The following is a 14,309-nucleotide window of genomic DNA, read 5'->3' on the forward strand; positions in this document are numbered from 1 at the left end:
ACCATGTCCAATCCTTCTCAAATTGAAAAGAAATTATTACATTATACAGGTAAAGCCATAGCAGATTTTAATATGATCCAACGTGGTGATCGGGTTATGGTTTGTTTGTCAGGAGGTAAAGATTCTTTTACTCTCCTTACGATTCTGAATCAATTACGCCGTCGTTCGGGTAATAAATTTGACATTTTTTCCTTTACTTTGGATCAGGCACAACCTGGTTGGAATGATGCAGCGGTACGTCAATGGCTTGCAGAGCGCTCCATTCCTTATGAGATTTTAACCCGAGATACCTACAGCATTGTTAAAGAAAAAATACCGGAGGGTAAAACCTATTGTTCATTATGTTCACGTTTACGTCGCGGAATCATTTACAGATATGCTGAGGAAAACGGATTCAATAAAATCGCTTTAGGACATCACCGGGATGATTTAGTCCGAACCTTAATGATGTCTATTTTTTATAATGGCGATATTCGATCAATGCCGCCTAAACTATTGAGTGATAACAAAAAACACATCGTGATAAGGCCTTTATGTTATGTGCAGGAAAAAGACATTATTACATTTGCTCAGGAACAATCTTATCCTATTATTCCCTGTACACTATGTGGTTCACAAGATAATTTAATGCGTAAAAAGATCACTCATTTAATCAATCAGCTTGCAGAAGAAAATCCCAAAGTACCCAGTAATATTCTTCATGCCTTACAGAGTATCAAACCGAGCCAACTCATGGATCAAAAAATGTGGAACTTTAAAAACCTTGAGCAGGAATTAATTAGTAATCAGCCAAAAAATACAACGGAAATCTTTAGTTCCGAAGAATTTACTCTCACAGAATCTGAATAATATTCAAACCTGGGGCTTAACATTCCATCAGCTCCAGTTTCCCACCCTAACACCACAAAATACCTCTTCCCAATTTATTCATTTTTTTATGGCTTAAACGCTTAATGTAAACCATAATGTGTCGATATATATCAAAAAGATAATAATAGGCACCGTTTCTTAACTAAAAAGTAACATTTTAATAACATTTTTGTTACAATTATGTTCCATTAAACAACAGTTTCATCTAAAATTGAAATTATTTTCTCTTTACTATTTATTTAACCCATTGTTAATAGAGGAACAAAGTCTATGTTTTCAAATACAGCGGTTGACTCACGATTATTTCGAATTTATGCGAAACGTTATTTTAAATTTGATTTTGTAGCAGCCATAGTCGTATTTCTTGTTGCAATTCCATTATGTCTTGGTATTGCGCTCGCTTCTGGCGCACCACTTCTCTCAGGGATTATCAGTGGAGTCGTGGGAGGAATTGTTGTAGGCTTCCTCAGTGGTTCCCATGTCAGTGTCAGTGGGCCTGCTGCAGGTATGGCTGCTGTTGTCGTGGCCTCTATTGCCCAAATAGGTGATTTTAATTCCTTTTTAGTTGCCTTGGTATTGGCAGGTGTACTTCAAGTCATTATAGGAAGCTTAAGAGCTGGGTTTGTTGCAGACTATGTGCCTTCCAATGTTGTTCAGGGCTTATTGTGTGCCATCGGCATTTTATTGATTATCAAACAATTACCTCTTGCATTTACTCTTTCGGCAGATTTCAATGAGCTTAAAACGCATTTATTAGAAACGACTGAAGAAATTAGTTTAAGTCCTATTCTCGCCCTCTATCATCATATCAATTACGGGGCAATGCTCATTACCTTATTGTCCATAGGTACATTGATTTATTTTGATTTAACCAAAAACAAAATCCTCAAAGAAATCCCTGCACCAATTCTTGTTGTCATCCTTGGTGTGTTGCTGAATGAACTTTTCATTTGGACTGGTTCAATCTTAGTGCAAAATTCTCCACAATTGGTCAATATTCCACAAACCGAAAGTTTTAATGAACTATTCAGCCAATTGGAATATCCAAGTTGGGCAGCTTTGTCAAATCCTAAAGTTTATCTTTATGCTTTTATTATTGCCATTGTTGCCTCTCTTGAAACTTTATTGAATTTGAAAGCAGGAGAAAAACTGGATAAAAAGCGTCGCCATCCTTCCTCAAATAGAGAATTAGTTGCTCAGGGCGTAGGAAATATCACAGCCGGTTTGATTGGAGGCATACCTGTGACATCAGTGATTGTGAGAACGTCAATTAATATTCAGGCTGGTTCGAAGACAAAAATATCAGCAATATTACATGGATTCTTTATTTGCTTCGCAGTGCTCTTAATCCCAGGCGCGTTAAATAAAATTCCTTTATCCTCTTTAGCTGCTATTTTGATCTATACAGGTTATAAATTAAACAAGCCTTCTATTTATCGATCTATTTACGCCCAAGGTTATGATCGTTTCATACCTTTCATAACCACTGTCATTAGTATCATTGCATTTAATTTATTAACAGGTATTTTGATAGGTTTGGCTGTGAGCTTGTTCTATATCTTAAAATCAAACAGTCAGGCACGAATTGATATCCTCAAAGAAACGCATCCAACAGGTGAAATAAATCGTTTGATACTGCCACAACAAATGAGTTTTTTAAATAAAGCCGCTCTTTTTGCTGAATTGGAATCCATACCCAGGGAATCTCAATTAATCATTGATGCACGATATACTCAGTACATTGACAAGGAAATTATCGAACTCCTGAAAGAATTTAAAGAAGAAGCCCAAAATAAAAAAATTGCTTTGAACATGATAGGTTTTAAGGAGCATTATGAAATTCATAATTACATCGATTTTATTAATGTGACGACTTATGATGTGCAGTCAAACTTGTCTCCGGCACAGGTGCTCAATATACTGCATGAAGGGAATCAGCGTTTCCTTGATGACACTCGCATTCATCGCCCGAATCAAATTGACATCAAACATACAGCAAATACTCAGCACCCTATTGCAATCGTTGTTGGTTGTATCGACTCCAGGGTTCCAGTAGAGACAATATTCGACATGAGCTTTGGTGATATTTTTTGTGTGCGTGTTGCTGGTAATGTAATCAACAATGATGTCCTGGCCAGTATTGAATATGCATGCCATGTCGTAGGTGTCAAACTGATTATTGTTCTTGGACATACACGCTGTGGTGCTATTTCATCTGCCTGTGATGGAGTTGAAACAGGCCACATTACCGAATTATTGGACAAGATAAAACCAGCGATTCATGCAGAAAAATATACTAAATCGGATAGAAACAGTAACAACTCGACCTTCGTCAACAATGTTACTAAATTGAACGTAGCGAACACCATGCAAAAAATTTATGAACGAAGTTCTATTTTACATCAAATGATCGAGAAAAATGATATCTCCATGGTGGGAGCAGTTTACGATGTGCACACTGGTAAAGTCCTTTTTAAAAATTATGCACATGAACTCACTCTTCTCGAGGGAAAAAATAATGAACACTTGGCTTCTAAATTAACTTCCTTGTTAAAAGAAACAAAGATACCTCTTGATCATTCGTAAACCATTTCATTTATGGCTGTGAGATAGAACTCGTTATTCATTTCGAGTTCTACTCACATTGTAATTCTCCGCCATAAGGAATCACCTGCCAAACAAAACTCATAAAGATTATGGATGGGATTCTTTCATCGCCTGCAGTCGCACTTGCAATAGCCCAATGATAATAGGATTCATCTGTTTTTGATAGGAAACTCCTGTATAATGCTCCCCAATCAAGAATAACAGAATTCAGGAGCAGAAATGCGTGCATCTCAATGGTTTTTAGCAACTCTTAAGGAAACTCCTAGTGATGCGGAAATAGTATCCCATCAACTCATGCTAAGAGCAGGAATGATTCGTAAACTGGGCTCAGGTCTTTATACCTGGATGCCCTTAGGTCTAAAAGTCTTACGCAAAGTAGAACAGATAGTACGTGAGGAAATGAACCGCATCCATTCTATGGAAATTCTAATGCCAGCAGTTCAACCTGCAGAATTATGGCAGGAGACCGGTCGCTGGGAGACTTTTGGTGGTCTGCTTCTCACCATGCAAGATGCTAATGGAAGAGAATATTGTTTTGGTCCTACCCACGAAGAAGTTATTACAGACATCATGCGGCATGATTTGCAATCTTATAAGCAATTACCTGCCAGTTTTTATCAAATCCAAACCAAATTTCGGGATGAAATAAGGCCACGTTTCGGTGTGATGCGTGCTCGTGAATTTATTATGAAAGATGCTTACTCTTTCCATCTAAGTTTGGAAAGCTTGCAAAAGACCTACAAAGAGATGTATCAGGCTTATTGCCGTATATTTGACCGTCTGGGACTCAAGTACCGTGCTGTAGAGGCCGATACGGGCGCTATTGGCGGTTCGGCTTCCCACGAGTTTCAAGTATTGGCTGATTCAGGAGAAGATTTAATTTTCTACAGCGATCAAGGAGATTATGCAGCAAATATAGAACAAGCTACGAGTTTAAAACCGGAAAAAGCAACGCCTACAAGTCATGAAATGGTCCTTGTAGATACACCAAACGTAAAAACAATTGCCGATGTAGCAAAATTTTTAAAAGTTGAAAGCAATCAGACTGTCAAAACCTTAATTGTCAAAGGCAGAGAACATCCTATGGTGGCATTGGTTTTAAGAGGCGATGATGAGCTAAATGAGGTCAAGGCAATCAAACATCCTTTAGTAGACTCCCCCCTTCAATTGATAGACGAAAACACCATTGTCAAAGCATTGAATGCACCCATTGGTTCACTGGGTCCTGTTCACTTATCCATTCCTGTAATTGTTGATCACCATGCACTGGCTATGGACTCATTCATTTGCGGTGCAAACCAGGCGGACAAACATTATCAAAATGCTGCTTGGGATAAAGATGTTAAAGAATATTTTGATTACGACTTGCGCAATGTCAAAGAGGGCGATATCAGCCCAGACGGAAAAGGAGTACTTCGCTCATGCCGCGGTATTGAAGTGGGCCATGTATTCCAGTTAGGCGATAAATATGCCAAAGCCATGAATGCCGCAGTCATCAATGAACATGGCCAATTAGAAACAATGATGATGGGATGTTATGGCTTAGGAATTACTCGCGTTGTTGCTGCGGCCATTGAGCAACATCACGATGAGAACGGGATAATCTGGCCTAATAATATTGCCCCTTTTCAGGTAGTCATCATTCCTTTAAATGGGCATCGATCGCAGGAAGTTCAAAAACAAGCGAATGGTTTATATGAACGTTTAAAAGAAAGAGGAATTGACGTATTAATTGATGATCGAAATGAGCGGGCTGGTGTCTTGTTTGCAGATCAGGATTTAATAGGCATTCCCCATCGAATCATCGTCAGTGAACGAAATATGGACCAGAATTGCGTGGAATATAAAAATCGAGCTACTGGAGAAATGCAGCAATTAAGTTTAGATAATGCCATAGAATCGATCATTCAAATAGTCACCGAATAATCTTCTTTCAATCTAGCCTGGGTATCGCGATGCGATACCCATTTTTAAGGCACTATAACCCCTTGGGTTACTCGATTTTTTCCCTCACCAGGATTTCCTTGCGTATTTAAAAAGGTAAAGGCCTCGTTATTTTTTAAAGCTTGTATCCCATCGGGATTGATTTGATTGAATCCAACATCCAGGGTATAAAGGTGTGTCGTATCCGCTAAAGCAAATGCCCCATCATCTCCAATTACATTATGGCTTAAACCCAGATTCTCCAGCTGTAATGCTTTAGCAAGGAACTTTGCTCCTTCATCCCCAATATCATTTTTGTTTGCATATAAGTTTTTTAAAGCGTTCAATTGCGACAACGCCATAGCACCTTCATCACCGATCGAATTATTGTCAATATTAAGTAACGTTAAATGAATTAAGCCAATGGACAGATATTGAGCGCCGGCACTGCCTACATTACATCCAGCAATAGATAACCATTCTAAGGAACCGGATTGTGCTAAAAAAAATAGTCCTTCATCCTGCAAAGGATTGTTATCTAAAAAAAGATAACGCAAGTTAGGCTTTCTAGCAAGGATTCTTACTCCCTCTGCATCTATTTGATTGTCTTTTAAATGAAGCAAGGTCAACGATTTGTTTTTGTCGATAAACTCAATTCCTTCATTTCCTATAGAATTATTACTGATATCCAAACTTTTTAAGGTTTCATTCGTCAATATAGCCTTTGCACCTGCAACACCAATTTGGCTGTTTTGTAATGAAAGATGCTTCAATGATTTATTTTTTGCTAAGAATTTAGCTCCGGTGGGGCCTATCGGATTATTATCCAAATGGAGAAACTTCACCGATGCATTCGTTGCCAATGCTTCAGCCCCATAAGGTCCTATATGGTTTTCTCCTAAATGAAGATAAATTAAATAATTGTTTTTGGTTAGAGCTTCAGCTCCAAGGGATCCAATGCGATTTCCATTCAGGAAAAGATAATGTATTTGTGGTAAGTTTGAGAGCATTTCTGCGCCTTGGAAGCCAATTTGGTTGTTGATGAGACTCAAACGTATTATTTCAGGATGGTTATTGAGGAAAGTCACTATTTTGGGGATGTCGTGATCCGAAATGTGACATTGATCCATGATTAACCCGCCGTCATAGACATGAGATTCGATATTTTTAATACACTCATGGGCAGATAAAAATTTATTCTGAGCAAATAAAGAGGAACTCAATAAACCCAGAATCATAGAAAAATACAAAGCTGATTTTCGCATCACCAATTAATCCCTTATTCATCTGCTTTTTATAAGTGTACCGTAGATTCTTTATTTGCGTTGTATCATGAAATACTGATAAAACCCAACACATCCAATCCGTGATTCAGACGAAGGCTTTCAGTTCGAAGGAATTTAGAGTGAAAACTCCATTTGTGGTTCAGATTCCTCGCTTGTAATTTGAAAATTTTCAAAATCTCTCATGAAATTAGCAATATGATAGGCCAATGAAAAATTGGCATGTGCACCAAAAATTGTAGCATAAACCATCTCTGAGGTTTCTTCTGAATTAGGGCAAAACATTGCGAGAAGTGTGTCTGCATATTTTTTATTTATTTTACCCCATTGAGATAATATCATTTCAGAATGAGGAAGATGCATTTCTTCTTTAAAAATGCTTAATTGATTGTAATGATACATATTCCCCATTAAATAGAGCAGCAAAACACGAGTTTCCATATAATGGCTCGGTAAAGCGTTTAAAACTGAAGGAACCAACAATTTAATGGGTAAGAATTGGCTGTCTAAATTTTGTATTACAAAGAATAGATTCCAGCTGTTATATAAATTCATCCATTCCTTGCTAATGTCGAGTTGACTCACCCTCTTAGCCAATGAATTCACCTTTAGATCAGGAAACAAGCTGTATGTTTCACCATCCGACACCTCGCTCTCATCAGGCAAAATTAAATTTACAAATGCATAGCTATGGGGCGGACGAATATATTCCAGAAGACGTATTAACGCAGCGCCAGCAAAAGCATTGTCTCCGGGTTGTCCATCGTTTTTCTTTTTTTCTTCCCAAGTGGCTTCTAAAATATTTAAACTTACATTTTTAACAGAATCATCACTTTGAACCCCTGTGGGCAGTGGGCAGATTTTGCTGTTCCACAGGGATAGGCCGTGTTTCTTAATAAATTCACGGGATTTTTCGAGAATCGCATCTTTATCCAATTCTTCATTTCCCAAAGAGCGGATAAAAGCCCCCTCTGTCATTACGGGATCTACTGAGACTAATTTCAGATTTTTAAAAAGTGAAAAATTTCTCCGACTGGAACCAAAAAAGAAATTATAAATAGGATTTCCAGGAAATGCAGTGTTCCGTTGTTTGTTAATGAAGCAATATAAATCTTCATTTAGCGTGAAGCTGTTCACCATAGTTACTGCAAATGCTTCAAATAAACATAATAAATTCAGTTGGGTGTTCAGCTGCTTTGCCATGACTTTTAAATGTTCATCCGTAATCACCTGTTCACGTTCTAAAAAAGCAAATAGCTCACGCAATGGTTTATTATTCAATAATCCCTTTTCTACAGCCTCTATTAAACAGGTTAAATGAATCGGTTGTTCCGTAATTTTTTCTAAAAAGTTTTTAAAGCCTTTATCGCGAGGTTTAAATGAAATGAGTCTTAAGTCTTTAAGAATTTTTTTTATAATTACGGGATCAGATTGGTTATTCAATACATTAATCACGCGTTTTAAAAATTGTTTTGCTAAAAATTTTGACATAATGAATTCGAAATTATAAAAGCTTGTTGTTATTTAATAATTTTGACATCTCCTGGAGGAACCACTATGGCAAAAGGTTCACTGGAACTGCCATCAATATTTTTACTTAATAATTTTACTCGTACCAATACCTTCTTCGTTTTACTTTCTTCAGAACATTCTGATTGATAACCTTCGCGCTTACAATTGGCTACTTGATGTACTGTATCGATTGGGCTATTGTCGCTATCCATTATTTTTTGATTCTCTAAATCAATGATCGCCAGTTCCAAATGGCTTAGCTTCCATTCATTCCCTTCTGGTGTGTAACCTACCCGGCGCTCATGAACCAAGGTGATCTTCTGCCCTCTTTTGAGAGTGGTTTGATACTCCCACAATGGTTTATCTATAGTAAGCTCGCCTTCAATAATATTGTTTCGTTGTTTAAAAGCTTTTTCCATGTTGAGATAACCCCAGCCATAAGTTCTATTCCAGGCTGAACCCATAATTTTAGAATGTCCCGAATTTGGAGTACCCGCATCCGTCCAGGTATCTGCACTATTTATAAGCAAAGCTTTAATAGCCATTGGATTTTGAATACCAGCATCTTGTACGAGTAATGCAGAAGCACCGACGTGGGGTGCTGCTGAACTCGTGCCGCCCATTAATCGATAGCCATCTTGATATTTCATGGCATTGGAATAAACAAAACCATACACTTTGGGATCCGGTGCACAAGTCATTGTATCATGGCCAGGAGCAGTGATATCCGGTTTACGACGACCAAAAGGAGTAGGCCCCCGGCTGCTGGTATTCCTGATAAGGTGCTTGTCTCTATTTGGGGTTTTTATCAACGTATCATTTTCAGTAACCATCGTATTCATATTGGCGACCGTAAGTCCATTATAATTATCACCAGGGACTGTTAACGTTGAAGCGAAAGTATATTGAGACGCTGGCTCAATATAACCCGCATTTCCTGCTGATTTAACCAAAAGAATTTTCTGGGTGTTCACCACGTAATCCATTACTTTTGCTAGTCCACTCCATTCAGGACAAGCAGGACAATTTGAATCAAGCCTTCCATTGCCCATACTGTAATTGATAATCGTAGGTTTGAGTTCAGCACGATTCAACATCCAATCTAAAGTTTCCATGGTCCTCATAATGCTCGCTGGATCGGCTGTTTCTTCTCCTGCAAGACCAGACATAATCGTCGGGGCTCCATAAGCAATACCTTTATATTTTTCATGAGCACTTGCATAAATACACGCTACCCCTGTTGCATGAGGCTCTTTGACCCCATTAATCAGATTGGAATAACCTGATCCAACATCCTGCCGTACAATGAGTTTTTTTGAGGATAAAGCAGGATGCAAGGGATCAACTCCCGTATCAATTATCCCTATAATTCCTCTTTGGCCTGTATAACCATGATCCCACCAATTGGTTACATTAGGGTAAAAAACAGAAGGAGCAAGCTTTAGCGCTTGAGCGGTAATATCCAATTCCGGTTCAGCTGCTGTATGAGTCGAAATCTGCGCTGCGACATCAATGTCCGCAATATGATAAAGTAGATCACGATTTCTGGGGACTTGTATTGCGAGCGCAGGCATAAAACCTAAATCGGTTACAGTGACTTGTACATTATGGAATTTTTTTATTTCTTGCAGAAATAATTCTTTTTCTGAAGCGTTGTGTAAAAAAACGAGCAGCGATAAAGGAGTATTTGATTTTTTAGAATGTTTGAATGTTTGGAGGACATCCGCATCAATAATAGCTCGTGCGGAAAGGGCTGGGCTAAGAATAAGTAACGTTAGCGCTACATATAATTTTTTCAAAGGATTCCACATAGATGCCTTATTTTACTCAATGACATAAGCAATTTTTTACCCTAAATGTAAAAAGATTCCTAGTCATCTCAAAAATTAAAAATGATTTTAAAGCAAGAACGTAAAATAAGAAAGCTATTTGTATAAAATAAGGATCAACTAATTTGTATTTTCTCAAAACCAAAAATTTGGAAGACGCTCCTCTCTTGGTTATAAAGAATGATTTAGAACAGATAAATAAAACAGGCTCATTATTTAGTAGAGTACGCAGTTTTATTATCATCTTCAAATTTTAAAAAACAACACAGAATGATTGACAGAAAGAAAATATATTTGCTATGGTTGGGCAACCAGATAATTTTTTTATCAAACATTTTGATTATGAGTCATTGCGATACCAAAAAAACCATTGAATTTCTTACAGTTTTCCCTGTAATGGTATTGCCATGTCAACATTTGCGACTGCCAGAAAACACTTCAATCAATATTATTATTTTGCCCTCTTTTCCCTAGAGCGGTCAGCTATTTCTAAATCCCGTACCTCTCTAGGGAGGAATGCCGGGTATTTTGATGAACTGATTTAACGGGAGGGCATCATGCCTCAAAACAAATTTTTTTACGGGATGCACAAAGGATTGCCTTTTGTGATGTGGGTTTTACCATTATCATTTTTTGCGCTTCAATTTATTCTTCGCCTCTGGCCTGGACTCATGATGCAAGAAATTATGGGTCAATTTTCAATCGATGCAGCAGGTTTTGGCCTTTTGGCTGCCTTCTATTATTATGGCTATGCAGGCATGCAAATACCGATGGCGTTTTTACTCGAAAGATTTGGTGCAAAGAGAGTCATTTTTACGTTGACACTGCTTTGTGGTTTAAGCGCCCTGCTTTTTACCTCAACGAATAACTTTTATATGGCACTGTTAAGCAGATTCTTAATTGGTGCCAGTTCTGCTATTGGCTTTTTAGGTGTTTCTAAAGTCGTTTCTCAATGGTTTAGCAACGATAATTACTCACACATGATAGGCTTGTCCTTTAGTGTAGGCTTATTAGGAGCAGTATACGGGGGCAAACCTTTCACGCAACTGCTTTCAATTTATGGAAGTCACTCAGTGGGAATGGGTTTGGCGCTAAGTTCCATCGGGATTGGATTAATGGTTTTCTTCTTTCTCCGTACCCCAAAGAATGTCAAAAATACACCATCTGATGAAATAAAATTATCCCACTTATCTGTTTTATTGACCTCAAAAACATTATGGATTCTCGCTCTTGGTAATTTGCTCATGGTCGGTGCCCTGGAAGGTTTTGCTGATGTTTGGGGGGTGCCCTATATAATGATGGCCTTTGGCTTTCCTAAAACGGATGCCGCATTACTTGTGTCGTTCATATTTATAGGGATGTTATTTGGTGGGCCTCTACTTGCCTTTCTGAGTCAAAAATTTGGCAATTATAAAATTTTAGGTCTATGCGGTACCGGTTTGGCTTTGATATTTTTGGTTCTTCTTTCAGGTCATATGAGTCAATGGTGGTTATTATGTATTCTATTTTTTACAATAGGTCTCTTATGTTGTTATCAAGTAATTGTATTTGCCACTGGAGCCCATATTGTTTCTAAAAAATATTTAGGAATGACTGTAGCTTTTTTAAATTGTATCAATATGCTGGGTGGATCCTTTTTTCATACCTTAATTGGAAAGATAATGGATTTGTACTGGAAAGGTGACTACACAACAAGTGGACTGAAACAATATACCCTTTCTTCTTACCATCATGCATTGATGGTAATACCTGCCTGTGCTGTTATAGGCGCAATACTCATTTACGGGCTCCAAAAATATACCAGTAGACAAACAGCTATCAATTCAGGGGCGCATCTTATTTCTGAAGCAGGCTAGATAGTGTTCTTCGAAAGGTATGTCTTAGACTGCTCCGCCAGGGCAAAGAGAGTCGATAGATCCCTTGGGTGTGGATAGAAGTTGCCTTATAAAATCTTCTTTTATTTTATAGTGCAGGCAATTATTTTTGATTTTTTCAATATAACCTAAGTCTTCCAGCTTATTAAGGGCTGGAAGAATATCTGGCGACAATTCATAGCGAAACCTAGGCACCAAGGAATTTAAAATTGCATCTTTTTCAACGACAAGAAATTCCCTAATATTTTTAGAATGCGGATTGCTTATGTCCTTTTTTATACTATTCATCAAGTCAGGATATTCATGAAACAACTTTTCCAAGTCCATTATTTTCTTATGGGTTATGTTTTCTAATTTTTTTCTATGCTGAATGAATTCTTTAACGCGCCCTCCTATAAGAGCGGTGGAAAAGCAACCTGTAAAAAAACCAACTAAAAAAGAGATGTCCATGCTATAGTTCAATTAAAAATTCGATGAAATTGAGGCGGACCATTATAACGGTTACAAGTGGTTAATTATATATCAAACATCAAAAAGTAACAGTATCTGCTTTAAAATTTTGGCGCGCTAAACGTCTTCTAACCAGGTAATCTAATTTGAATCATTTCCATTTTTCTAAGCATACAAATTATTGAATTTCTCAAAACGGGATAAAGGTAATTATTAAACCTATCCTACACACTATGCTGACATGTTCGTAGTAGATGGAGTGGTCGACATCGCTTTGAGGACTGCAGAAAAAATCCAATGATTGTAACCTAAATTTTACAATTCAAAAATCATTTGCCACACTTTAGATGATTATATTCGTCAAGAGTAGAAGCAATAATGAAGAAAATCATTCTTTATTTTTTATCTTTTTTAGGCACTATCGCTGTATTATATTTTATCTCAGGACTATTTACACGCGCTGGAACTACAATGTATGAAGGAAGTCCTGTCCCTTCCATGGCAACTGTAGGAAACTCTGGTTATGCTGGGGGCCCTGTAGCCATGCTCAAAACAGAACAAGCTAAATCCACTCCCCCATCAGACAATACCATGCGAGGCATGATCATTCGCAATGCCAATTTGTCATTGCAAGTGAACAACATCCCCTCGGCCATAGATAGAATATCCAAATTTGCAGAAGAATCAGGTGGTTATGTGGTAAGTTCCAACATCAATCAAGACAATAATGTATCAGGAAATACTACGGCCACTATCAGCATCAGAGTACCTGCCAAAGGATTAAATAGCGCCCTTAATGCATTGAAATCTTTAGCAACTCAAGTGACCCAAGAATCGATAACTGGGGAAGACATCACACAACGCTATGTCGATTTACAAAGCCAGCTTAACAATTTACTCACCGCGAAAGAACAATTATCAAAAATTATGGCTACCGCCACCAAAACTTCAGATGTTCTTAACGTATTTAGACAATTAAATGAGATACAGGGCCAAATTGATGTACTTCAGGGCCAAATTAAATATTATAAAGAATCTGTGGCTTATTCCTTGATAAATATTGATTTGAGCATGAATCCCCTAATCCAGACAACCCAACAAAAACAGTGGAAAATCACAGATGCTTTCATTGATTCTTATCATGCATTGGTGGATCAATTACGAAGCTTTACTTATGGTGTCATTGAATTTTTCGTCTTTTTCTTACCCTTAATTTTATTATGGATAGGTATTTGTCTTGTCATTTATTGGATAGGAAAAAAAATTTGGAAGATTCTAAAATAAGCGCATGGTTTATCACTTATGGAATAAGGAATAGTGAATAAAGCTTATACCTGGACTGGTGTAGCCACTTATTTGGGAAAAAATTCTTATTCTACTGTGCTTGATTTTTTCATCAATGTTCTCCTTAGCTCGTGCCTACTCCGAATGATCATTCATGCTGCCCCACCAATAAGGTCTATTATTAAATACACCTTCTGAAATAAGAGAAATTTTTTGTGTTCTATTATTTTAAATCAAGACAGTTTATTGCTTTTTTAGCCGTAGGGGTTATTGCGGTTACCGTAAACTTTTGCAGCAGAATTTTTTATAGCCATACGTTTGGCTTTACAATTTCAATTGTTCTTGCCTATTTTACAGGAATGGTTGCTGCCTTTATTCTTGCAAAATTATTTGTTTTTAAAAAAAGCAATCAAACCTTAACCCGCTCTCTTGTTTTTTTTATATTGATTAATCTCTTTGGCATGATGCAGACTTTGCTCATTAGCTGGTTGCTTGCGTATTATGTTTTACCTGCTTTGGATGTTCAAAAATTTTCTTTAGAAATAGCCCACGCCTTAGGGTTGGCTTCCCCTGCTTTTACTACATATCTTGGGCATAAATTTTTCACATTCAGAGAGAAAATTTAATTCAATCCACACATGACCTATACTTATTGAATAGAATACTGCACCTTTGTG

At 37.4% G+C, this 14,309-nt stretch carries 10 protein-coding genes; 6 read left to right on the forward strand and 4 right to left on the reverse strand.

All coding sequences use genetic code 11. The annotated features are described in order from the left end of the window. The first annotated feature begins 3 nt into the window (after window positions 1-3). The 3 genes from ttcA (at window position 4) to BU07_RS0116435 (ending at window position 5,403) form a co-directional block, all read left to right on the forward strand. Complete coding sequence (gene ttcA, locus BU07_RS0116420; RefSeq protein ID WP_031567978.1) at window positions 4-849, forward strand: tRNA 2-thiocytidine(32) synthetase TtcA; 846 nt, start codon at window positions 4-6, stop codon at window positions 847-849. Window positions 850-1,140: 291 nt separating this feature from the next. Beyond that, window positions 1,141-3,456 carry a bifunctional SulP family inorganic anion transporter/carbonic anhydrase gene (locus BU07_RS0116425; protein WP_031567980.1) on the forward strand — a complete coding sequence of 772 codons (2,316 nt, stop codon included), beginning with the start codon at window positions 1,141-1,143 and terminating at the stop codon, window positions 3,454-3,456. Window positions 3,457-3,696: 240 nt separating this feature from the next. Further along, window positions 3,697-5,403: a proline--tRNA ligase gene (locus BU07_RS0116435; RefSeq protein ID WP_031567983.1), complete on the forward strand. Its 1,707-nt coding sequence runs from the start codon at window positions 3,697-3,699 to the stop codon at window positions 5,401-5,403. A gap of 44 nt (window positions 5,404-5,447) precedes the next feature. On the opposite strand, the gene BU07_RS0116440 is transcribed toward BU07_RS0116435, so the two are convergent. The 3 genes from BU07_RS0116440 to BU07_RS0116450 all read right to left on the reverse strand — a co-directional run bounded on the left by BU07_RS0116440 (window position 5,448) and on the right by BU07_RS0116450 (window position 9,994). Beyond that, window positions 5,448-6,665, reverse strand: coding sequence for a leucine-rich repeat domain-containing protein (locus tag BU07_RS0116440; protein WP_242601918.1), 1,218 nt, complete (start codon window positions 6,663-6,665; stop codon window positions 5,448-5,450). Window positions 6,666-6,800: 135 nt separating this feature from the next. After that, the gene (locus tag BU07_RS0116445; protein WP_031567987.1) at window positions 6,801-8,174 is read right to left on the reverse strand and encodes a hypothetical protein; all 1,374 of its coding nucleotides are present in this window, start codon (window positions 8,172-8,174) and stop codon (window positions 6,801-6,803) included. 29 nt (window positions 8,175-8,203) lie between these two features. Continuing rightward, window positions 8,204-9,994, reverse strand: a complete 1,791-nt coding sequence (locus tag BU07_RS0116450; RefSeq protein WP_242601917.1) for a S8 family serine peptidase — start codon at window positions 9,992-9,994, stop codon at window positions 8,204-8,206. A gap of 587 nt (window positions 9,995-10,581) precedes the next feature. Here BU07_RS0116450 and BU07_RS0116455 point away from each other — a divergent pair. Next, window positions 10,582-11,880: an MFS transporter gene (locus tag BU07_RS0116455; RefSeq protein WP_084157933.1), complete on the forward strand. Its 1,299-nt coding sequence runs from the start codon at window positions 10,582-10,584 to the stop codon at window positions 11,878-11,880. Between the two features lie 24 nt (window positions 11,881-11,904). On the opposite strand, the gene BU07_RS0116460 is transcribed toward BU07_RS0116455, so the two are convergent. Continuing rightward, window positions 11,905-12,348 (reverse strand): hypothetical protein, encoded by a 444-nt coding sequence (locus BU07_RS0116460; protein ID WP_031567992.1) that lies wholly within the window; start codon window positions 12,346-12,348, stop codon window positions 11,905-11,907. 378 nt (window positions 12,349-12,726) lie between these two features. Between BU07_RS0116460 and BU07_RS0116465 the strand changes: the two genes are divergently transcribed. Beyond that, the gene (locus BU07_RS0116465; RefSeq protein ID WP_031567994.1) at window positions 12,727-13,632 is read left to right on the forward strand and encodes a DUF4349 domain-containing protein; all 906 of its coding nucleotides are present in this window, start codon (window positions 12,727-12,729) and stop codon (window positions 13,630-13,632) included. A gap of 215 nt (window positions 13,633-13,847) precedes the next feature. Continuing rightward, on the forward strand, window positions 13,848-14,258 hold the full coding sequence (locus tag BU07_RS0116470) for a GtrA family protein (RefSeq protein WP_031567996.1): 411 nt from the start codon (window positions 13,848-13,850) through the stop codon (window positions 14,256-14,258). Window positions 14,259-14,309: the final 51 nt, after the last annotated feature.

The organism is Legionella wadsworthii DSM 21896 = ATCC 33877 (assembly GCF_000701265.1).
In the GTDB taxonomy this organism is placed as follows: domain Bacteria; phylum Pseudomonadota; class Gammaproteobacteria; order Legionellales; family Legionellaceae; genus Legionella; species Legionella wadsworthii.